Raw genomic sequence first — 22,145 nt, forward strand, 5'->3', positions numbered from 1 at the left:
TTCACCGATTGATCTGGTCGGGAAGGACGAGGCACAGCGGCCCCGTCCAGGTCTTGCGTGCTGCTTATTCGTATTCGAGAACGAACGGCAGAGTGGCGTTACCGGTACCTGCAGTAGCGGTGGTCTTGTCGCCGGTGGTGACGTAAGCGGCTGCGAACGACAGGGTGCCGTCGCCGCCAGTGGTGCCGTCCCCAGTCAGGCTGGTCTGTACTTTGGCAGTGGCTTCGGAGCTCAGGTCGATCAACTGGCCGTTGCTGTCCAGCAGCGCGATACCTACGCCTTTGGCCGCATCAGTACCTTGCAGCTTGAGAACTTTCTTGCCATCAACCAGGCCCGAACCGCCGTTGACGGTTGGTTTGAACAGCATCGACACCTTAGTGCCGGCGTTGCAGTTCACTTTCAGGTTGAAATCGTTGGCAGCCACGCGACCAGCACCAGGGGCAGAATCGGTGCCCATGTCTTTGATCGATACGCTGCCCATGTCCACAGCGATCATCTTGTCGTTACCCGAAGCGCCATCTACCGAGCACGCGTCGTTGTTGATGACGCCGGTGAAACTGATTTGACCGCTGCCGCCCTTGACGGCTTTAGCGGCTTCTTCTTCAGCCAGTGCGCCAGTGGAGGCAGCCAGTACGGAAAGAGTGAGTACTGCGAAAGCGAACTTTTTCATGTTTATATCCGAAGTTATTGTGAAGTGCTGCATTGAAATGCCAGGCCATGTTAGGTCGGTGATGGCGATGGGTCTTTGAGATTTGTCTTAAAGCGTGGCAAGTGCGAACAAGGCGGCAATATCGGAAGTGCGTATTTATATTCTCAGTAAAGTACAGCGGACTAAATGAGACAATTCTCAAAGTCGCGCGAGCTCTATCTGATTAGTATTCGCGGACGCAGAAATTCTCAGTCAATGCAAAGTTTGTGAGCAATCTTTCTGTTGGAAGATGATTCAGGCTTTTCGCTATTAATGGCTGATAGAAAGAGGTTCCCGGTTTGTGAACACGCTTCGTATATTGGTATTGGAAGATCACGCCTTCCAGCGCACGGCTGCGGTCAGCGCGCTTAACAGTCTGGGTTACAAAAATATCTTTCAGGCGGCTGACGGAAAGGATGCGCTGGCGGTGATCTCCCAGGCAGGAGGTGTGGACGTTGCGTTGTGTGACTTGAGCATGGCCGGGATGGATGGTTTGACCTTTCTGCGCCTGGCGAGAGAGGCCGGATTGATTCGCGCAGTGATCATCTGCAGTTCACTGCCTGAAGACTTGTTACGCACGGTTGATCGAATTGTCACGCTGCAGGGCCTGGAATTGCTTGGCAGTGTCGGCAAGCCCTTGATGGTCGATGTACTGGCGCCATTGCTGGCTCGCTATCGGCCGCACAGCCAGGTCGAGGCCAAAGTGGCGGAAAGTCATCTCGATCAGCCTACGGAGAACGAAGTACTGGAAGCGATACGCCGGCAGGAATTTCGCGCTTACTTCCAGCCCAAGTTTCATCTGCGCAGTGGTGAGGTGGATGGCGCCGAGGTGCTGGTGCGCTGGCAAAGCCCCAGTCGCGGATTACTTTCGCCGGGTATGTTCTTGCCAACGATCGAGCGTTGCGGGCTGCTCGACGAAATGTTTTTCAGCCTGCTCACGCAAGGACTGAGTCTGCAGCGTTTCGTGCAGTCCCACGGCAAGCCGTTCAAGCTCGCCTTCAATCTCGACGTCACGCAGATGGCCAACCCGAATCTTGTCGACCGGATCAAGGCGCTGTTGCGCATTCACGGCGCCTCGCCAGCCGGGCTCATATTCGAGCTGACGGAAACCGGTCTGCTGCAGATGCCCGAGATCAGCATGGAAAACATGGTGCGTCTGCGCATGCTCGGCTTCAGCCTGGCGATCGATGATTTCGGTGTCGGCTATTCTTCGCTGGAACGACTGTGTCAGATGCCGTTCAACGAAATCAAACTCGACGCCGGTTTCGTGCAGAATTTCCAGCAGGCTCGCTACAGTGCAGTTATCCACGGTGCACTGGCCTTGGCGCGCGAGCTGGACATGCGAGTGGTCGCAGAAGGCATTGAAACCGCAGATCAGGTCCATCACCTGGCTCGACTCGGTTGCCAGTGGGGGCAGGGCTTCTTCTATGCTCGACCCATGAATTGGGCGCATCTGGTCGATTGGCGTTTTGAGGGGCAAAAATCGTCCTGGCGCCGGGCAATAGGCACGTCCGACCTTTGATCCGCGCGCGCGGTCTGACTTTTGGGACAAAGCCCTATTTCGTCACGTCTTCAAAACAATCATCATGTGACGAGAAATCAATCAGATGCACCTGAATGCTTCGGTGATGCCCGGGATCGGCTGCGGTTGCCAAGTGCTGATGATCCTTCAACCCTCCTCATCATGGAGCTGTTCATGCATTGGTCAGTCGTGAATCCGTTACGCGTTGCCATCCTTGATGATCACTCGCTCATACGTCTGGCGATGAAATCGCGGCTGACGCGCGAAGCCGAGTTCAGTGTCGTGGGCGTGTACGCGAGCAGTGCGCAGTTGCTCGCTGGATTGCGCGAGACCGAAATCGACCTGCTGATACTCGACTACAAGCTGCACGATGGCGAGCTGGACGGGCTTAATCTGATTCGCCTGCTGCGCAAGCAATATCCGGGCATGCGCATCCTCGTCTCATCCTCCGAAGAGCGCCCGGCAGTAGTGAACATGGCGATCGGAGCGGGCGTCAGCGGATTCTTCGGCAAGTCCCAGCCAGTCGATGACCTGATCACCGGCATCCGCTGCGCAGCGTCCGGCCAGTTGTACCTGTCGCAGGCAATGGCCTTCGAACTTGATGTGCTGCCTGTGTCAGTCGATGAGCCTGCTGGTAGCAATGATGACGGCGCGGCGCACAGCGACGATTTTCTGAGCAATCCTCTGCTGTCGCCGAAAGAGAAAGAAGTCTTGCGCTGCTGCCTCGAGGGTATGGGGGTGACGCAGATCGCTTTGAAGTTCTCGCGCAGTCGCAAAACCATCAGTGGGCAAAAACAGGCCGCTTTCAAAAAGCTTGGCATTCGTGGTGATGCAGAGCTGTTCAAGTTGCAGCACAGCCTGACAGCCGACAACCAGGGATAACTCGCTTATGTTTCATCTGTTGCGCGGTGCTTTGCTCGTCAGTGTGCTTTTCGTATTCGGTAGCGGGTCGTTGTGGGCAGCAGAGCCGCGCACTCTGCAGGTGTTCGGTCGATCAGACTGCAAGGAGGTGCAAGTCGATCTTGGCAATGAGGACTGGAGTTGGCTACGGCAGAAACGCAGCCTCGTATTGGGATCGGCACTTCCGGATTTTCCGCCTTATGTCATGACCGCAAGCGGTACGCGTTATGAGGGGATTGCCGCTGACATTGCCTGCATTATCGGCCAGGCCTTGCATGTCGAAGTTACCGTCAAGGCTTATCCTGACCGTCGCGACGCCATGGCGGCGCTAGAGCGCGGCGAAATCGACATGTTGGGAAGCTCCAACAGTTTCGAGTTGATCGACGGCCTTGTTACGCTCAGCAAACCTTATGTCGAAGACGTGCCAGCGATGTTCATGCGCGGCGATGATCGGCGACCGATGCCGGCCAATCTGGCCGGATTGCGTATTGCGGTTGCCGACGACTACCTGCCATCCAGTCAGTTGCATGGTTTGTACCCCAACGCCGAGTTCGTGCTTTTTCCATCGAACGAGTTGGCACTGGCTGCACTGGCCTTTGGCAAAGTCGATCTGTTTCTGGGCGACACGGTGTCCAGCAATTATCTGATCAATCTCAACTACTTCAACTATGTGCGCCTGCACTCTTTCGTCAAAACGCAAACCAGCGGTTTCAGCTTTGCCTTGCGCCGAGGTAATGATCAACTGCTGCGTCTGATCGACTCGGTCATTGAGTCGATGGGTGAAGGCAAGATAGCCGAAATCTCCAAGCGCTGGTCCGGTGGTGGCGGGGCACTGACACCCAAACGTATCGATCTGACACCCGGCGAAGCACGCTGGCTTGAGCAGCACCCGGTCGCGCGGTTCGTGATCAATGACGACCAAGCGCCATTTGCGTTCTTTGATGGCGATGGCAATTTTGGTGGGATCGGCGCCGATCTGCTGGAGCTGATTCAGCGGCGCACTGGTTTGCAGATCGATGTAGAGCGCACCGACAGCTTTTCCAGCTTGAGCACTCGCTTGCTTGATGGCAGCGCCGATATCTCGTTGCTGACGCCAACCGTCTCCCGTGAAGTCGGTATGCGTTTCACCCACCCGTTCCTTGCCAGTCCCTTTGTGATTGTCACCGCCAAGGACGCAGGCGCGCCTTCAAGCCTGCAGGAGCTACGCGGCAAGCGCGTCGCCGTCCCCGAAAGCTCGGCGGAGCGTGAGCTGCTCAAGGATTATCCCGACATCGAGATTGTCGACAGTGAAACAGTGCTGGGCGCTTTGGCTGACGTGAAGAATGGGCGAGCGGACGCGATGATTACCACGTTGCACGGTGCGCGCTACTACATCGCTCACATCTACAGTGACAGTTTGCGCATCTCCAACATCGTCGGCATGAACAAGGGTTTTCTCGCCTTCGCGGCCCGGCGCGCCGATACCGAACTGGTCAGTATTCTGAACAAGGCTCTGCTGAGCATTCCACCCGATGAGCTGGACGTGATCCTCAACCGTTGGCGTCCCATTGCAGCGTTCTCGGGACTGTCGTGGCGAGATTACAAGGTATTGATCTACCAAATCAGCGCTGGCGCTTTCTTGATTATCCTGGGATCGCTGGCGTGGAATTTCTATATTCGCCGGCAGATCCGCGAGCGCAGTAGGGCAGAGCGCTTGCTCGGCGATCAGCTGAAGTTCATGGGGGCGCTGATCAACGGCACGCCGCATCCCATTTACGTACGCGATCGGGAAGGTCGGCTTGTCACCTGCAATAACAATTATCTGCAAACGTTTGGCCTGCTGGAAAAGGACGTAGTCGGCAAGACCGTGCTCGAAAGCGGCAAGCGCAATCGCCAGGAAGCGTTGCAATTTCACGATGACTATCTGCGCGTCATCGAGCGGGACGAACCTTACGAGGTGGATCGCACACTGCATGTCGGTGATACGCGGCTGATCATTTATCACTGGATCCAGCCTTATCACGACACGACGGGGGAAGTCAGAGGCGTGATCTGCGGCTGGATCGACATCAGCGAACGCCGCGAACTGATTGAGGAGTTGCGTTCGGCGAAAGAGCTGGCTGATGAGTCGAGCCGCGCCAAAACAACATTCCTGGCGACAATGAGCCATGAAATCCGTACGCCGATGAGCGCCGTGATCGGCATGCTAGAACTCACACTCAAGCGTGCCGAGCAGGGCCACTTTGATCGACCGGCGATTGAAGTGGCCTACGACTCGGCGAAAGGCCTGCTGGAGCTGATCGGCGATATCCTCGATGTGGTTCGCATCGAGTCTGGGCATGTCAGTCTTTCGCCCAAACGTGCCAACCTGCGCGAACTGGTGGAGTCCGTAGCGCGGGTCTTCGACGGCTTGGCCAGGCAGAAGAGTCTGATATTGAAACTCGATATCGACGCCACTGTCGGCTGTGACGTACTGGTAGATCCGATGCGCTTCCAGCAAGTGCTCTCGAACCTGGTCGGCAATGCCATCAAGTTTACCGATACCGGGCATGTCAGCGTCTCGATTCGCGGCCAACGCCTTGCTGACGAACGTTTGCAGGTCGACCTCAAAGTCGAGGACACCGGCATCGGCATTTCCAGCTCTGATTTGCAGAACCTGTTCCAGCCGTTTTCGCAAGCCAATCACGGCCCCTCGAACCGGGGGGGCACCGGTCTGGGATTGGCGATTTCACGTTCGTTGTGCGAGTTGATGGGCGGGCGACTGAATATAACCAGCACCTTGGGCAAGGGCACCTGCCTGGAAGTGTCGCTGTTCTTCAATATCCTCAGTCCGCTCGGCGGCAAGGTGCTGCCTGTTTCGGTTGTCCAGGACAAGCCAGTGCCGACGCTGCGAATTCTGGTAGTGGATGACCAGAGTGCCAACCGCCTGTTGCTGACGCAGCAGCTCAGCTTTCTTGGCCAGTCGGTGCGTGATGCTGCCGATGGTGCGCAGGCATTGGCATTGTGGCGCTCTGAGCCATTCGACATTGTGATCACGGACTGCAACATGCCGGTCATGAACGGCTATGAACTGGCCCGCACCATCCGCCAGGACGAACGCGACAGTGGTGGCGCGCCGTGTATCGTCTTGGGCTTCACAGCCAACGCGCAGCCGGAAGAAAAAGTGAAATGCCGAGAGGCGGGGATGGACGACTGTCTGTTCAAACCGATCAGCCTCAGCACCTTGTCGACCCTGCTTGCCGGCTGGGAAAAGAATGTCGAAACCGAGCCAGTTGAAAGCCTGCCTGCGGCGGGTATCAAGGAGCTGGGATCGATTCGCGAGCGTCTGAACGAGCTCACCGGAGGCGATCTCGACATGATGAAAGAACTGCTGCGCGAGGCGCTGTCGAGTTGTGAGAAGGATCTGGAGGAGTTGCATTCGCTGATACCCGAAAGCGATCCCGGGCTGTTGGCTGACCTGGCACATCGGATCAAGGGCGCAGCGCGCATCGTCGCCGAACATCAGGTCATCGAGGCGTGTAACGACCTTGAGGCCGAGTGCGAAGCGCCGGTCATCGATCCACTTGATATCAATCGCAGCGCGTTGAAGCTTGAGCATGCACAGGCTGATCTGATCAAGAAAATCAAACGGGTCGAGCTGTAACTTTATTGGCGCAGGGCCCTGCTGACTGGCCTTGTATTGAAGGGGGACGTTAAAGATCATTTTGCAACGGGCGATACCTTGGTTAATAACCATGGAGTTTCGCGATGATCATTCGACGTCCTTTATTGATTGCCTGTCTCTGCCTGCTTAGCTTTGACACCGTCAGCGCGGCCCAGTCTGCGCCCGTCAGCGGAGTGATTCGCTTCAGCGGACAGATCGTCGAGGCAAGTTGCATGGCGAGTGGTGCTAGCCGTGCTTCTGCTTCTGTCGAGCTGCTTGATTGTCCGCAGGCGAGCACCGGTCAGATATTCTCGGTGACTAACGTCAGTGCGGCAGGGCGGGGTGAGCCGCGCCAGCAAGTGTTTGTGAAGATGATTGCCGATACCCACGAGCAGGAAAAATATTACGACCAGCGCCTGCTGCTCACGGACATCAAGGGCCACCCGATAACGACTGGCAATTACGTCGTGACGCTGACGCTGCCTTGATGGACTGAGAAAGAATGAGTTTGCGCCCCTTGTTTCAAGGTTACTGACAACAAGGGGCATTAATAATGAGAATTGTCTGGTTCGTACACAACCGTCCCGCGCTTCTGGCATTGCGCCGCTCTCCACCGTTGCAAAATCCCTCCTTCCAATAACCTTGAACCAAGCCACGCCGCGCTAGCGCAGGCTTGTCGTCAAAGTGTGCTTTTCGTTCAGCGAATCCTGTGGTTATTTTGAGACAAGTCTCATATCGGACTAGTTGGCCCTTGGTTATTTTCTTGAAAGGAAGAATGGAGCTGCCAAAGGTGTCCGATGTTTCTTGAAAATAACCGAAGTCGATCCTTGCGGATCCTGATCGCCGATAACGACGTGCGTAGAGGTCTGTCGATTGAACAACAGTTCAACAAGCTGGGCTGTCTCAGCGTAGTGAACGTCTGTACTTATCGTGACCTGAGAGTACTGACGTATTACTGCCCCCAACGGCTCAGCCTGGTCGTGGTCAATGCTGAGTTGCTCAACGAGATGGCGATGGATCCGCTCGATTTTTTTGGGGAAAACCCGCTGATTCGTCACCTGCTGATTTTCAACCCCAGTGATGATCATCAGTGGTCGAAGACTTTTTTCAACCCGCATCCGCAACGCTGGATGCGTCTGGTCTCGAAAATCGATCTGCCGCGATTGGCGGATTTTCTGATGCTGGCTGATCCCGCGCTCAATGAAAGTGCGGAGCCGGCCTCAACTGATCCCACGCTTCCTTCGTGTGCAAACCGCTAGCTGCACCCTTGCGCGGTGACGGCTGATTGTCTGCGCCAGCTTTCCTGCCAGCTCGTAAGACCCATTGTCTTGAATACACTCTAAGGTAAGGCATCATGCTGCTTCGTAAACTCAACCTCGCGCCGCGATCGGCGCTGTGTTTTGGCTTGTTCTGTCTCATGATTATCGCGATCGGATTGATCGCCTTGCAGCAAGTCGACTTGCTCAACAAGGCAGAAACCTATGTCGAGACGACCATCGTGCCAAGCATCAAGCTGCTCGGCCAACTGGATCGCGAGTTCATCGAAATCAAGGGCAATAACGCCCGTCTGCGCAACCCTATCGAAACCCCTGAGCGCAAGGCTCAGGCCTTGATGGAGATTCAGCAGTCGCGTCAGCTCATCAAAAATCATCAGCGAGCGCTCATTGATCTGCTGGTAACTGACGCCGGGCGTGAGGCGTTCGTGGCGTTCGCCAAAGCACAACAAGTCAATGATCAGGCGCAGGACCAATACCTTGAAACAGTGGCAAAAGGGCAGCTTGAAGCGGCCATTGCGCTGTCAAAGAATCAGATGCGTGCCGCCTCGGACGGCGTGCAGGTCGCGCTCAAAAAGCTGATTGCTCTCAACGAGATCGAAGCATATGAAGCGGGCAAGCAGGCCGACAATGTCTACGAACACACGCTGTTGATCGTCAGTGTGTTCATTGTCATTGCCATCGGTGCTTCCTTGGCCCTGGCGGTGTTGTACACGCGCAGCCTGACGGTGCCGATTGCAGGCTCGCTGAGGGTAGCGGAATGCATCGCTGCCAACGATTTGAGCGAAACCATCGCGCTGGATGGTTCCGATGAGGCGGCGCAGATGCTGTCGTCACTGGCGGCGATGCAAACCAGTTTGCGTGATGCGCTGATCATGATCCGTGACTCGTCCACGCAGTTGGCCGAAACCTCGGAAGCCATGCACGGCGTTACCGAAGATATTTCGCGTATCACTCAGCGTCAGAGTCATGAAATCGAAATGGCCGCCACCGCCGTGACTCAAATGAGTGCAGCGGTGGAACAGGTTGCGGACAACGCCGCATCGACCTCGCAACTGACGTCGGAATCAAGCGCCGCAGCCATTGCCGGCAAAACCCAAGTCAGCGAAACGGTCGCGGCAATCAATCTTATGGTTTCCAGCGTGCATAGCACCTCGGCAGAAGTGCAGGCGCTTTCTACGATGGCGAGCGATATCAGCAGCGTGCTGGACGTGATCCGCGAAGTCGCCGAACAAACCAATCTGCTCGCTTTGAACGCGGCCATCGAAGCAGCGCGGGCGGGGGAGGCGGGCCGTGGCTTTGCCGTGGTTGCAGATGAGGTGAGAGGGCTGGCGCAGCGTACGCAGAAATCGACCGAGGACATTGAATCCATGGTCAGCTCTATTCAGTCGGGCACCAGCAGGGCAGTTACGTCCATGAGCCACACCCGTTCTCAGGCGGAAAGAACACTTGAGATGGCCAATATCGCCGGCGAAGTGCTGACCGACATTACTGGCTCTCTGAATCTTATCAATGAACGAAACCTGCTGATGGCGACCGCTGCCGAAGAGCAGGCTCAGGTTGCGCGCGAAGTGGATCGAAGCCTGATCAGCATTCGCGACCTGTCTTGCGAAACCGCAGATGGTTCGAAACAGACGGCAGTTGCATCGGCGGAGCTTTCGCAATTGGCGGCCTCGCTGAATAAGTTGACCAAGGAATTCAAGCTTTAAAAAGTTGACGGGAAGCCCTGATTGCCAGGGCTTTTTCGGTCCGCGATCAATCGTATTGCGCAACGAGTGCAGGCTCATTTCTGTGTTGGTAATGCGGTTTGTGCCGTCAGCTGTTCAACGCAGTGGGCGAGTTGTTTTTCATAGCTTTCCAGTACGGCTTCAGCATCAGCTTCGCGCTCATCACGCAAGCGGAAGAAATCGTCGCGATTGAGCTGGTCCGCGACGAGCCGGATATTTTGCTCAATGATCGCGCACAGTGAGTCTTCGTCCTCTAACGCGGCGCTGGTTTGCGCTGCGCGTTGAGTGTTTTCGAGTTCGGTCTTTGCCGCCTCGGCGGCCTTCGCTTGTTCCTTCGCAGTAACCAGGTCGGTTTCCAGGGCCTGCTTTTGTTCTGCCAGACGCTTGAGTTCTGCGCTCATTGACTGGATAGCCTCGGCGCGCTGCGTGAGCTGGGCCTCCTGTTGTTGCACCACGGCCTTGAGTGGAAACAGATTGTTGAGCTCATGACCGGCGACGACAGTCATGGCGATCAGCGCCAGTGCCAGAATCGTCAGGCAGTAGATGGCGGCGTTGCTCTGGGGTTTTGCGCTATTGAGGGTATCGAGGGCTCTCACGGAATCGTTTCTCCTATCAAGAGAAGCCAGTGTAATGCCAGAGTTTCGTTGTGCCTTTAAGACGAGTCTTAAATTGGTTGTTGGTTATTTGCGCTGATAAAGGAAGGTGTTCAACTTGGCCTTTTATAGATATTCCGAATTTAGTTAGTTGGCTATAAGTCTATGAGAATTGTCTGGTTGTTGAATAAATAAACCTTTTGCTCAAGTGTTATTTATTCATTATCTTTTCGCTCCGTTTATGGTGATTTTGCTGCCGGTTAAATATTCGCACCATCGTCAATCATTCAGTTTTTTGCATGCAACGCAGAGTCAGAGGGAGTGTTATGAAGTTATGCCATATATTAATTGTCGGGCTCTTGTACATGCTGTCGTCAAACGCAACGGCGGCGGTATGCGAATTTTATCCCGACAATTCCATGGGCAACCTCCGAGTTGTCCTTCCGGCCACGATCTCGGTGCCGCGGGACACGCCGAACGGCACGGTTATCTATGAAAGCCCAATCGTGACCCTGGGAGCCATTCCCAGTTCGTTCAGGTGCTCTGCGGTACACAATGAAGGTGTGCGCAATTCTGTGGGCACCACCCAGGCGGGCGCGCAGACTTTTCCCATTGGAAATACCGGCATCGGCTGGCAATGGGTTCGACCGCCATCGGGCAAAGTATGGAAAGGCTTTCCGGGTGACTCCGACGTCGCTGGCGGTTGGGGGTGGAATGGCACTGAGCACATCTTGCGGCTTGTAAAGACGGGGGAGATTTCCGGTAGTGCGACGATACCCTCAGGCCAATTAGGGAAATTTGTCGCTGCTGAAATCGAGCCTCTTGCATTGAATACAAGTGGCACGCGGGTGGTCTCACAGTCTTGCGAAACACCCGATGTAAAAGTTGATATGGGTAGCTATAACTTGAGCGATTTCCCGAAGAACGGTGCCTATGCCAAGGAGCAATACTTTTTTCTCAGTATGAAAAACTGTCCTGCCGGAATAAACAACTTCCGCTACTCCTTTTCGCCCACTGCGGGCAGCCCTGCGTGGGACGCTAATACTGGCATGGTAAATCTGAACAGTAGCTCCACTGCCAAAGGTTTGGCATTGCAGATGCGCTTCAGAGACGGGAAGCCACTCAAGCTGAATCAGAACTACATAACGAAAGCGCCTACATCGGAAGGCGGGAATGCAGCTGTAGACTTGCAAGCGCGTTTCGTGCGCATTGAACCTTCCAATGCGCAAATGAAGGCAGGCGATGCCAACGCCGAAATTGCCTTTGTCGTTGAGTATCTATGAGGAGGCCAACAGCTTCTTCACCTCAGCCACAATCACCGCAATGTCGAAAGGCTTGGGCAGCACCACGTCGAACTTTCAAAGAAAGGCATGAGAAGCAGGTTGTCGACAGTACGGGACAGGTCGACAAAGCCGGAACACTTATGCATGTCCATGCATAGGTAGAAAACGGTGCCCATCAACGGCACCGTTTTTAATAGACTATTCGACCCGTTTTAAACCAAGTCTTCTGGCTGCATCGTCAAAATGATTTTCCCGACGTTTTCGGAAGACTCCATCCGGCGATGCGCATCAGCAACCCGTGCTAGCGCAAACGTGCTATCGACCACCGGCTCAAGGCTTCCGGCCCCCTCGAAGCGATCAAGCCAGTGCTCGCGAAAGCGTTTGATCATGGCGTGCTTCTCCGGTTGCGTGCGCGACTTCATCACCGTGCCAATGATTTGCAAGTGGCGGTAAAGAATGTCCTCCAGCGCCACCGTGACGTTGCCGCCACCGCCGAGAATTCCCACCTGAACCAAGCGACCGCCGCGTGCAAGGGACGCGATGTTGCGGGCGAAGTAGGGCTCACCGATAAAATCGATGATCACATCGACGCCACGACCCTGGGTTTTGTCGGCGATCACCTCAGCGAAATCCTGGGTCTTGTAGTCGATCGCCACGTCTGCGCCCAAATGCTCGACACGCGCCAACTTGCTGCCTTCGGTGGTCGCATACACCGTGGCGCCGGTGGCGTAAGCCAACTGCACCGCAGCAGATCCGACGCCGCCGGCGGCCGCATGAATCAGCACCGAATCGCCGGCCTTGAGCCGGGCCAGGTGCATCATCGCTTCATGGGCCGTGACGAAGACCTCGGGAATGGCCGCCGCGTGTACATAATCAAGCTGCGCAGGGATGTGCATGGCCATGCGGTAATCGATGCGTGCCAGCTCGGCGTAGGCGCCGCCGCCGACCACACCCATGACGCGATCTCCGACCTCGAACCCTGTCACCGCGTTACCTTTGCCGATCACTTCGCCGGCGATTTCCAAGCCGATGATCAGCGAGTCGCCGAAATCCGGATGGCCGTAGCCACCGGTCCGGTGCGTCAGATCCGCTCGGTTCACTCCGGCGGCATAGACACGTACCAACAGGTCGTCAGGACGGACTTCAGGATCGGCGACCTCGACGAGTTCGAGGACGTCTGGCGCACCAAATTCTCTGATGTTGATGGCTTTCATTCAGTTGTTCTCCGTTTCGCTGAACGTGGCGTTGGCGATAGCAGACGCAGTGATGGCGCCAGGGAAGCCCACATAGAAAGCCAGGTGCGTGATCGCTGCCGCCAGTTCGTCTTGGGTTACACCGTTGCCAGCCGCGCGGCGTAAGTGGGCAGGCAACTCTTCCGAGTGACCAGCGGCAATCAATGCCGCCACGGTGATCAGACTACGGTCGCGCAGGGACAGCGCGGGATCGCTCCAGATTTGCGGATAAAGCGTCGAGTCGACGAATTGCGCCAGCTTTGGCGTGAACGCGCGCGCGGCTTCCCGAGGACTGCTGAAATTGAGCTTGGACATGGGCGAGTTCCTTAAACCTGGCTGATGAATTTGTGGGTCAGATAGTGCTCGATGCCTTCAATGCCACCTTCGGAGCCGTGACCGCTTTCTTTCATGCCGCCGAACGGGAGCTCGGTTGCGACGATGCGGTATTGGTTGATCCCGATCATCCCGGCCTCTAACCCGTCGGCGACGTCAATGGCCGTGCGCGCGCTGGAGGTGAACGCGTAGGCCGAAAGTCCGTAGGGCAGGCGGTTGGCTTCTTGCAGCCCATCGGCCAGCTCATCGAACGGCATCAGTACGGCGATGGGGCCGAAGGGTTCTTCGTGCATGACGCGGGCGTTCATCGGCACATCCGCCAGAACCGTGGGTTGGAAGAAGTAGCCTTCGCCTGACAAGGCTTCGCCACCGACCAATACCCGTGCCCCTTTCTCGACGGCATCGGCGACCAATTCTTCCATCTTTGCCAATTGCCTTGGGTTGGCCAAAGGTCCGACCTGAGTGTCCGGATGCAGGCCGTCACCGATTCTCAGGGCTTGGGTCGCCGCGACAAAGTGATCGACAAAAGCTTGATAGGCGCCACGCTGGATCAGAAACCGAGTGGATGAAATGCACACCTGCCCGGTGCCGCGAAAGCGGTTAGCGACACCCTCAACGGCAGCTTTTTCAATGTCGGCATCCTCGAACACCAGCACCGGTCCGTGCCCACCCAGTTCAAGGGTGATGGGCTTCACGCCTTCGGCAGCGCGTGCAGACAGCAGGCGGCCGATAGGCACTGAGCCGGTGAAGGTCACTTTGCGAATGATCGGCGAGGCGATCAGATGGCTGGACACTTGATCCGGTACGCCAAACACCACTTGCAGCACACCCTTGGGCAATCCTGCATCGTCGAGTGCACGCGCCAGGGCCAGCGCTGTGGAAGGGCTTTCTTCACCGGGTTTGAGAATGACGCTGCAACCGGCGGCCAGCGCTGCCGAGAGCTTGCGTGCCGGGGTGATGGCCGGGAAATTCCACGGTGTAAATGCGGCCACTGGGCCGATGGCCTGGCGTTTGACCAGTTGCAGCACGCCTGGACGGTTGGCCGGAACCACGCGGCCATCGATACGCCTGGCGCTTTCGGCAAACCATTCGAAATACTCCGCCGCGCGGGTCACTTCATCGAGGCTTTCACTCAGCGGCTTGCCTTCCTCCAGGGTCATCTGCGCGGCGATCTGCGGTGCGCGCTCGAGGATCAGGTCGGCGGCACGCTTGAGGATTTTTGCGCGTTGGTCAGGCACGGTCTGGCGCCATTGCTCGAAGCTCAGGCGAGTCACTTCCAAGGCGTGATCAAGATCGCCTGCGGTGGCGAGTGGGACGCGGCCGATTTCCCGGCCGGTTGCCGGGTTGACGACGGAGGCAGTGTCGCGCCCTTCGGCACTGATCCATTCACCACCGATGAAAAGATAAAGCGGGTCGTAGGAGGTTTTCATGATGTGCCCTTCAGTTGGTTGTCAGAGATTCGAATGAAACCCGGCGCCTGTTCAGGCGGCCTGTGCAACCAAGTCTATGGAAGGAGGGCCCATTGATTTAGACGGGCCAAAGGGAATCATTGTTGTCGCCAGAGGTAATATCGAGTGTCGAGCCGAACGTGTAGCATCCGGAAAAAATGCGCGTTATCACGGGTGAGCGTCAGATCTACAGGAAGGTCGCGATGGATAAGCTTTCGAACATGTCGGTGTACATAAAGGTTGTCGAGATGGGCAGTTTCACGGCCGTAGCCAATCATCTGGACTCAACGGTCGGTAACGTATCGCGTGCTGTCTCTGCGCTGGAAAACGTGCTCGATGCGCGTCTGTTGCAACGCTCGACCCGACGCCTGTCGGTCACCGATGCCGGGCGACGGTTCTATGAGCGCTGCACGAAAATTCTCGCTGATCTGGAGAGTGCCGAAGCCGAAGCCAGTAATGCCGCGCTGGAGCCTCGGGGAACACTGCGGGTGCATTGCGTACCCGGCCTGGCTCGGCATCTGGTCACGGGGGCCGTGCTGGAGTACCGCCAGCAATTCCCGGAGGTGACGGTGGACTTATTGCTCTCGCAACGCATGCCGAACCTGTTGGAAGACCAACTGGATGTCTCGATTCTGATCGCCCGCGCGCTCCCCGATTCGGCGTATGTCAGCCAGAAGATCGGCGTCAGCCATTGTGTGTTGGTGGCGTCGCCAGATTACCTGGCTAGGCATGCGGCCCCGGAAACACCTGAAGACCTGCGCGATCACCAGTGTCTGTTGTTGGGTACCGTGGATTATGTGCGGGATGAGTGGCAGCTAAAGAGCAAGGCGGGGGACGCGACATTTGTCCCGACAGGGCCAAGTTTCAGCGTCAACGATATGGATGCAATGGCGCTGGCCATTCGAGAGGGTGCCGGGATTGGCTTGCTGGCCGGGTTCACGGCCATCGACGATTTGCGTTCCGGCAAGTTAGTGCGGGTTTTGCCTGACTACCATACCTATGAGCGCAACGTGTACGCCGTCTATACCTCTCGGCAGTTTGTCGATGCAAAAATCACCCGGTTTATTGAAACGCTGAAAGATCGGGTTGGCAGTCAGCTGGCAGCCACGGCCAAAGAACTTATCGATTGAAACGCTGCGGAGCAAAAAGGTATTTGCGCCTCGATGAGACCACTCTCCGAGGCGCAATGATCGGCGAACAGCTGACTTAGCCCTGGCTGCAACGGCCCATGACGTTATAGGCCAGTACGTGGCGTTTGCCTTGCGAATCCTGGTAGGTCATGTGCGTCGGTACCACTGCGCAAACATCCGGCACCGGGTCTTCAGAGATGACCTTGGCGACATCCAGGTGGGTACCGTAGCGATATTGCTCGACCTGTTTAGTCGTTGCAGAATCGTCCTGCGCTGCTACCACAGAGCTGAAGCCCAAGAGTGCGACGATGATCATTGCCGTTTTCATGATGTGATTTCCTAAAGTAAGTGTGATGTTGCTGGCAGGACGAACTTTAGGCTTGAGGGTTTTGCGCAAACAGACGCGAATCCGGGAAAGACTTTTATCAATTCCGAACACAATCTTGCGGTGTCTGACGCTAGGGCGTTTCACAGGGTCCGGCAAGGCGGAGACAGTAACAGCGATTGAATACCGCGCATCCTCGGATGCGCGGCAGACTATCGTTTCGATACTCACGAAACTGTCGCGAGACGAGCCTCGCTTTTACAACGCAAACGTAGTCCCACGAGTATTCACGAACAGCGAATAGATCGAGTGACTGCTGGCCATGAACAACCGGTTCCCTTCACGTCCCCCAAAGCACAAGTTCGGGCAGCGCTCTGGCAGCGAAATGTGCCCGATGGCTTTGCCCTGCGGATTGAAAACGCGCACGCCGTCGAGTTTTTCCAGGTCGGCCTTGGGATCGCCATTGCCGCCCCAGCCGCACCACAGGTTGCCCGCTTCGTCGCATTTGATGCCGTCGATCGCGGCATATTCCAGCCCTTCGATGTGCTTGCGGCGTTCCCCGAGTGAGCCGTCATCTTTCACGGCAATCGCCCATATCAGCCGATTGGGCTTGGCGCGTCCTTCGACGACGTACAGGGTTTTTTCATCCGGAGAAAAGCACAGGCCGTTGGGGCCGTTAAGGTCGTCGATGACCCGCGTAACTTTTTTAGTTTCGCCGTCGATGCGGTACACGGCGTGGGGTTGGCTCGGGGTGATTTTGTGGCCTTCGTAGTTGTTGCCGGTCTGGAAGGGCGGGTCGGTGAACCAGATCGAACCGTCACTTTTGCAGACCACGTCGTTGGGCGAGTTGAAGGGTTTGCCGTCGAAGCTGTCGGCCAGCACGGTGATCGTGCCATTGGCTTCGGTGCGCGTGATGCGCCGGCCTTCGCTGGTGGTGGTCGAGCCTTCGCAGACGATCAGACGCCCTTGGCGATCCCGGCACATGCCGTTGGAGAAGTTCGAATGTTCGCGGTACACGCTGAAGGTGTCGGTGATTTCGTCCCAGCGCATGATGCGATTGTTGGGGATGTCGCTGACTAACAAATAGCGGCCATCACCGACCCACACCGGTCCTTCGGCCCAGCGCATACCGGTGGCGAGTTTCTCAACGCTGGCGTTGAAAATACGCAGATCGAGGAAGCTGTCATCGAGGATGTGAATCAGAGGATCAGGGTAGCGCTGACTCAAGGGCTCGGCGGCCTCGGCGATCCGGGTGAGGGCGGTGCTGCCGACGGTGGCGAGCGTGGCGGAAACGGCGAGGGACTTTTTCAGGAAGCTGCGGCGGGTATTGCCTACCGCTCGGTCAAGGCTTTCAGGCTTGCCGGACAGGGATGAGTGCATGGAGCGATCTCCGTGGTTTTTTTATTTTTGGAGACGTAGTAATACCTTGTGGTAGGACATCGTACAAGTGATTCATGGCTTCGATTACTGAGCTTGTGTCATGGGACTTCACTCTGGTGATTCCCTGCACAATCTGTTGCTGCAACGTTTTATCACTGCTTGTATCCTTGCGCGCGGCGAGCGCAGGCGTCTGCAGCCGTTGGGTCGATCATGAGTCGCTGGAGCGGAAAACCGGACTTTCCAAAAGGTAGCAATGTGAAGCGTGATACTCATCTGGTTGTGCTTTTGTTGTGGGTGATCGGTTGTTCCCTCGCGTCACTGACGGTGTGGAAAGTGTTGGCTTCTCGAGAGCGTGCACTGGAAGAAGTCAACGTGCATGGCTTGAACCTGACCCAGGCGTTGGCGACGTACTCCGAAGGCATCGTGCGCCAGAGTTCATTGCTGTTGCTCGGCCTCGTCGAACGTCTGGAAACCGAAGGCAGTGGCCCCGCGCAGATTCAGCGGCTGAGTGCTTTGGTCAAGCGCCAGGAACCATTGATGCCGCAGCTCAGTGGCATCACCATCTACGACACTCAGGGCCGCTGGCTGATGTCTTCCAACCGGCCGATTCCCGCCGGCTCGAACAGCAGCGATCGCGCCTATTTCATCCATCATCGCGATGATCCCTCCCGCGAGGCCTTTATCGGACCACCGATTCAGAGCCGTTCCAATCAGGAATGGGTGATAACCGTCAGCCGCCGTTTCAACGATGCTCACGGCGAGTTTGCCGGCGTGGTGGCGGTGACACTGGGGGTGGAAAACTTCCTGCGCCTGTTTGGCAAGCTCGATGTCGGACAGGACGGCGCCATCGGTTTGTCCTATACCGATGGCACGTTGCTGGTTCGCTACCCCTTTCGCGAGCAGGACATGGGCCGCAACTTTTCCAAGTCGCCGATCTATGCGAAGTATCTGGTCGATCGCTCAGTCGGCACCGCGTCGTTCACCTCCAGCCTGGACGGCGTTGAGCGGCTGTACGCCTTCCGCAAGAGTGATCGGCTGCCGTTGATCACCACCGTCGCCCTTGGCAAGCGCGAGGCCTTGGCCGCGTGGCGTCTGGAGGCGTGGCTGTCGGCCGTGGTGGTGGCCGGGCTGCTCGGGCTGACCAGTCTGATCGGCTGGTTTCTGATTCTGGATATCCGCCGGCGCACCAAGGCTGAAGATCAATTGCGCGAGACGCAGCAGCAGTTGCTCTCATCCAATCGGCAACTTGAGTTGCTGGCGATGAGGGACTCCCTGACGGGGGTGGCCAATCGGCGCTGTTTCGACGAAAGCCTCGCCATGGAAGCCCGGCGGGCACAACGTGATGGCAGCACGCTGGCATTGCTGATGATCGATATCGACTACTTCAAACTGTTCAATGATGCCTTTGGTCACGTCGCCGGCGATGCCTGCCTGCAGACCGTTGGCCGCGTGCTGCAGGATTGTGTGCGACGTCCTTCAGACTTGCTGGCGCGTTATGGTGGTGAGGAGATGGGCGTCATCATGCCGGACACCGACGCTGACGGCGCTGCGGTGGTGGCGCAACTTATCCTCGATCGCCTGAAGCAAGAGCACATCAACCACAGCGCCAGCCCGTTCGGGCGACTGAGCGTGAGCATCGGCATCGCCACGGCAACGGGCGCGCAACTGGACAGCATGCAGGGATTGATCGAAGCGGCGGATCAGGCGCTGTACGAGGCGAAGGCGTTGGGGCGTAACCAGTTTGTGAGGGGCGGGCAATAGCGCCTGGTATCGCTGTTGGCGATACCTGCCAGCGAAGCACGCGATTGGTGCATCGGTGAGCCGCTGGTTAAGGTCATGATTTGTTGTCGAGCATGCCTGGCATTCGGGCAAATCCTCGACTCATCCTTCGACGGAACCGACATGCGATATCGACGCCTCGACCTTAATCTGTTGGTTGCGCTGGACGCTTTGCTGAGCGAGTGCAGTGTCAGCCGGGCGGCCGAGCGTCTATGCCTGGGACAGTCAGCTGCCAGCTCGGCACTGGGCCGTTTGCGTGAACATTTCAACGACCCGCTACTGGTGCAAGTGGGACGACGCCTGGAACCCACCGCGTTGGGCCAGGCGTTACTGCCCAAAGTGCGTGCGGCGCTTGAACTGACCCGGGAAATCGTCGACGCGCCGCTGAATTTCGACCCCGCACATTGCAATCGGCACATCACTTTGGTCGCCTCCGATTACGTCGCCGATGTGCTGCTGCCAGCGGTCAGCCGTGCATTGGCGCGCATGGCTCCGGGCATTCGCTTGAGCCTGCGTGACATGCCCGTGCCGCGCGACGGCGATGTCGTCAGCGAAGCACTCGATTATCGGCGCAGTGATTGCGTGATCGTGCCGCAACGACGGCTGAATCCGGCCTATCCCCATGTGCCGCTCATGACAGACCAGCTCTGCTGCATCGTCTGCGCGCAACAGCCACAGTTTGCCGAGCCACTGAGCGTGGCCGACTATTGCGCTGCGGCGCATGTGGTGCGCGAGTTTGCCGACGGGCACAACCTGGCGATGGACGCCATGCACCTGCATGAACTCGGGATTGAGCGGCAAGTGGCGGTGACCGTTGAAAGCTTTGTGCTGATGCCGGAGTTCATCGTTGGCACCGCACGCATTGCCACGGTGTTTCAACGCCAGGCGCAACGCTTCGCCCAGCGTTATCCGTTGCGTATTCTCCCGGCGCCGGTCGCGTTTCCCGAAGCCGTGCAAGTCTTGCAATGGCATCCCTATCAAGAGCACGACCCGGCTATGCAATGGTTTCGCGGCCTGCTCGTGGAACAGGCCGCGTTGCTCGATCAAACCTCTGGCTCATCGCCGCTGTCGGCGAGCAATCCGGCGTTGGCGATGGCCAGCAATGCGCAGCGCTCGTCGTTGTCCGAGGTATCACCACTGATGCCGATGGCCCCGAGAATCGCGCCCTCGGCATGACGAATCAGCACGCCGCCCGCCACCGGGATCACTTCACCGCCGGTCAAACTGTTGATCGCGTCAAAAAACGCCGGCATGGCCTGCGCGCGTCGCGCCAGTTCACGCCCGCCAAAACCCATGCCCAAGCAACCGCGTGCCTTGCCGATGGCGATTTGCGGGCGCAGGAAGGTGGCGTCTTCGTCGCGCAGAACCGCCAATGGATGGCCGGCGGCATCCAGTACGGCGACGCCCAGCGGTTTGATCCCGGTTTCCCGCGCGATGCGGATGGCATCGCTGGCCATGTTCGTCGCAGTCAGCAAGTCGAGTCGTTGCATGATCTCAGTCCTCATACGGCCCACTTGCCCAGTTGAGCAACGCGGTCGCGGGTGTAAAGATCGGTCCATTTCAGCGAATTGAAATCGGACACTTGCTTGGGGTTGTAGGGGCTGCGATCCATGCGCACCGGTTGGCCGGCCTTGTACACCGCTTTGAGGCGCGAACGATCCTGAAGGATGCGAATGTCGTCCAGCGGTGAACCGTCGAGCAGCAGAAAATCCGCCTGCTTGCCCACTTGCAACGTGCCGAGGGTTTCGCCGCGGGGCATGCAGCGCGCACCGACAGCGGTCGCGGCGTATAACGCTTCGGCCGGGGTGAATCCGAGGCGAGTCACCAGCAACTCGAGCTCCCGGGCGTGCCACTCACCGTAGGGCGTCACCGCGAAGCCGCTGTCACTGCCGCAGGCAAACGGTACGCCGGCCGCTTTGGCGCGTTTGAGTACCGCCGAACCGACGTCCAGTGTGCGCGCACAGTAACCGGCATAACCGGTGCTGATCGCCGGATCATGCGGCTGACAGAAATCCACGGTGTTCTGCGGGAAGGTCATGGTCGGCGCCAGAATGCTGCCGGCCTCAAGCAGTGCTTCGATGCAGGCGTCGTCCATGTAAAAGGCATGGAAAACCAGATCAACGCCCGCGCGCGCCGCGTACATCACGGCTTCGCGACCGTAGGCGTGGGTGGCGACCTTGCAGCCCAGACGATGCGCTTCCTCGACCATTTCGAAGGTCTCGTCGGCGGTGAAAGCCGCAATGATTTCGCCGTTGGGGCGACGGTGCGTGCCGTCCATGGCGATCTTGATCAGGTCAACGCCGTCCTTGGCCTGCTTGCGGATCTCCGCGAGGGCGTCGCTGCGGCTGGTGACCAATTGGGCGGTGAAGTATTCCGGGGCGCCGACCCGACTCGGGAACCAGTCATTGAGACTCTGCCGGTTGGTGATGACGCGGCTGCTGGCTGCGATCCTCGGACCTTCGAACAAACCTGCGGTCACCGCGTTGCGCACGGCGATGCTGAGCTGGCCGCTGTCGCCGGGGCAGACCATGCTGGTGACGCCGGCAGCCAGCACGTGTTGTGCGAAGAACATCCCGCGCAACGCGCGAAATTCGTCGCTGGTCCACAGATCAATGTCTTCTTCGCTTTGCGCGTTGCCGAAGGCCAGATGCGTGTGCACGTCGACCAGCCCTGGCATCACGAAATCATCCCCTGCATCCACCTGCGTATCGCCTGGCTTGGGGGCGGGTGCCAGCGCGGTAGGCCCGACGTAACTGAGCAGGCCGTTTTCGACAATCAATGTCTGTTGCTGGCGGGTTTGCAGTCCGGTGCCGTCAAACAGGGTCTGGCATTTCAGGTGCAGGGCAGTCATGGCGTTTTCACTGTGTGATTGTTCTGCACATGAGGCTAAAGAGCAGGCGAGGGGGCCA

At 57.6% G+C, this 22,145-nt stretch carries 18 protein-coding genes and 1 pseudogene; 10 read left to right on the forward strand and 9 right to left on the reverse strand.

What is annotated here, in order from left to right:
- Positions 1 to 64: 64 nt before the first annotated feature.
- Positions 65 to 670 (reverse strand): fimbrial protein, encoded by a 606-nt coding sequence (locus ACQ4OE_RS03260; RefSeq protein ID WP_034154082.1) that lies wholly within the window; start codon positions 668 to 670, stop codon positions 65 to 67.
- A gap of 319 nt (positions 671 to 989) precedes the next feature.
- Here ACQ4OE_RS03260 and ACQ4OE_RS03265 point away from each other — a divergent pair, with 319 nt between their 5' ends.
- From ACQ4OE_RS03265 to ACQ4OE_RS03290, 6 genes are all read left to right on the forward strand, one after another.
- Positions 990 to 2,210: an EAL domain-containing response regulator gene (locus tag ACQ4OE_RS03265; protein WP_169841572.1), complete on the forward strand. Its 1,221-nt coding sequence runs from the start codon at positions 990 to 992 to the stop codon at positions 2,208 to 2,210.
- A 174-nt stretch (positions 2,211 to 2,384) separates the two neighbouring features.
- Complete coding sequence (locus ACQ4OE_RS03270) at positions 2,385 to 3,092, forward strand: response regulator transcription factor (RefSeq protein ID WP_034154080.1); 708 nt, start codon at positions 2,385 to 2,387, stop codon at positions 3,090 to 3,092.
- Positions 3,093 to 3,099: 7 nt separating this feature from the next.
- On the forward strand, positions 3,100 to 6,732 hold the full coding sequence (locus ACQ4OE_RS03275) for a transporter substrate-binding domain-containing protein (RefSeq protein WP_430945659.1): 3,633 nt from the start codon (positions 3,100 to 3,102) through the stop codon (positions 6,730 to 6,732).
- A 104-nt stretch (positions 6,733 to 6,836) separates the two neighbouring features.
- Positions 6,837 to 7,220: a type 1 fimbrial protein gene (locus ACQ4OE_RS03280; protein ID WP_430945660.1), complete on the forward strand. Its 384-nt coding sequence runs from the start codon at positions 6,837 to 6,839 to the stop codon at positions 7,218 to 7,220.
- 309 nt (positions 7,221 to 7,529) lie between these two features.
- Positions 7,530 to 7,991, forward strand: a complete 462-nt coding sequence (locus ACQ4OE_RS03285; RefSeq protein ID WP_430945661.1) for a hypothetical protein — start codon at positions 7,530 to 7,532, stop codon at positions 7,989 to 7,991.
- A 95-nt stretch (positions 7,992 to 8,086) separates the two neighbouring features.
- The gene (locus ACQ4OE_RS03290; RefSeq protein WP_430945662.1) at positions 8,087 to 9,715 is read left to right on the forward strand and encodes a methyl-accepting chemotaxis protein; all 1,629 of its coding nucleotides are present in this window, start codon (positions 8,087 to 8,089) and stop codon (positions 9,713 to 9,715) included.
- A gap of 74 nt (positions 9,716 to 9,789) precedes the next feature.
- Here the strand turns inward: ACQ4OE_RS03290 and ACQ4OE_RS03295 are convergent, their stop codons facing one another.
- Positions 9,790 to 10,329 carry a hypothetical protein gene (locus tag ACQ4OE_RS03295; RefSeq protein WP_099494436.1) on the reverse strand — a complete coding sequence of 180 codons (540 nt, stop codon included), beginning with the start codon at positions 10,327 to 10,329 and terminating at the stop codon, positions 9,790 to 9,792.
- 323 nt (positions 10,330 to 10,652) lie between these two features.
- Here ACQ4OE_RS03295 and ACQ4OE_RS03300 point away from each other — a divergent pair, with 323 nt between their 5' ends.
- Positions 10,653 to 11,609: a fimbrial protein gene (locus ACQ4OE_RS03300; RefSeq protein WP_430945663.1), complete on the forward strand. Its 957-nt coding sequence runs from the start codon at positions 10,653 to 10,655 to the stop codon at positions 11,607 to 11,609.
- 212 nt (positions 11,610 to 11,821) lie between these two features.
- On the opposite strand, the gene ACQ4OE_RS03305 is transcribed toward ACQ4OE_RS03300, so the two are convergent.
- The 3 genes from ACQ4OE_RS03305 to ACQ4OE_RS03315 are packed head-to-tail and all read right to left on the reverse strand — an operon-like array spanning position 11,822 to position 14,604.
- Positions 11,822 to 12,823, reverse strand: coding sequence for an NAD(P)H-quinone oxidoreductase (locus tag ACQ4OE_RS03305; protein WP_430945664.1), 1,002 nt, complete (start codon positions 12,821 to 12,823; stop codon positions 11,822 to 11,824).
- Positions 12,824 to 13,156: a carboxymuconolactone decarboxylase family protein gene (locus ACQ4OE_RS03310; protein WP_077572896.1), complete on the reverse strand. Its 333-nt coding sequence runs from the start codon at positions 13,154 to 13,156 to the stop codon at positions 12,824 to 12,826.
- Positions 13,157 to 13,167: 11 nt separating this feature from the next.
- Positions 13,168 to 14,604, reverse strand: coding sequence for an NAD-dependent succinate-semialdehyde dehydrogenase (locus ACQ4OE_RS03315; RefSeq protein WP_430945665.1), 1,437 nt, complete (start codon positions 14,602 to 14,604; stop codon positions 13,168 to 13,170).
- A 221-nt stretch (positions 14,605 to 14,825) separates the two neighbouring features.
- Here ACQ4OE_RS03315 and ACQ4OE_RS03320 point away from each other — a divergent pair, with 221 nt between their 5' ends.
- Positions 14,826 to 15,752 carry a LysR family transcriptional regulator gene (locus ACQ4OE_RS03320; RefSeq protein WP_122661952.1) on the forward strand — a complete coding sequence of 309 codons (927 nt, stop codon included), beginning with the start codon at positions 14,826 to 14,828 and terminating at the stop codon, positions 15,750 to 15,752.
- A 76-nt stretch (positions 15,753 to 15,828) separates the two neighbouring features.
- Here the strand turns inward: ACQ4OE_RS03320 and ACQ4OE_RS03325 are convergent, their stop codons facing one another.
- Complete coding sequence (locus ACQ4OE_RS03325; protein WP_430945666.1) at positions 15,829 to 16,080, reverse strand: DUF2790 domain-containing protein; 252 nt, start codon at positions 16,078 to 16,080, stop codon at positions 15,829 to 15,831.
- Positions 16,081 to 16,335: 255 nt separating this feature from the next.
- The gene (locus ACQ4OE_RS03330) at positions 16,336 to 17,457 is read right to left on the reverse strand and encodes an SMP-30/gluconolactonase/LRE family protein (RefSeq protein WP_430945667.1); all 1,122 of its coding nucleotides are present in this window, start codon (positions 17,455 to 17,457) and stop codon (positions 16,336 to 16,338) included.
- A gap of 255 nt (positions 17,458 to 17,712) precedes the next feature.
- On the opposite strand from ACQ4OE_RS03330, the gene ACQ4OE_RS03335 reads away from it, so the two are divergent.
- A complete protein-coding gene (locus tag ACQ4OE_RS03335) occupies positions 17,713 to 19,218 on the forward strand; it encodes a sensor domain-containing diguanylate cyclase (RefSeq protein ID WP_430945668.1) in 1,506 nt (501 codons plus the stop codon).
- A 141-nt stretch (positions 19,219 to 19,359) separates the two neighbouring features.
- A pseudogene (locus ACQ4OE_RS03340) lies at positions 19,360 to 20,289 on the forward strand (LysR family transcriptional regulator); the annotation flags it as partial.
- Here ACQ4OE_RS03340 and ACQ4OE_RS03345 read toward each other — a convergent pair.
- Positions 20,280 to 20,726 carry a GlcG/HbpS family heme-binding protein gene (locus tag ACQ4OE_RS03345; RefSeq protein ID WP_430945669.1) on the reverse strand — a complete coding sequence of 149 codons (447 nt, stop codon included), beginning with the start codon at positions 20,724 to 20,726 and terminating at the stop codon, positions 20,280 to 20,282. The pseudogene ACQ4OE_RS03340 and the gene ACQ4OE_RS03345 sit on opposite strands and share 10 nt — an antisense overlap.
- Positions 20,727 to 20,737: 11 nt before the next feature.
- Positions 20,738 to 22,087, reverse strand: coding sequence for an amidohydrolase family protein (locus ACQ4OE_RS03350; RefSeq protein ID WP_430945670.1), 1,350 nt, complete (start codon positions 22,085 to 22,087; stop codon positions 20,738 to 20,740).
- Positions 22,088 to 22,145 lie beyond the last annotated feature (58 nt).

Origin of the sequence: Pseudomonas sp. WC2 (assembly GCF_050586545.1) — a bacterium.
Taxonomy (GTDB): Bacteria; Pseudomonadota; Gammaproteobacteria; order Pseudomonadales; family Pseudomonadaceae; genus Aquipseudomonas.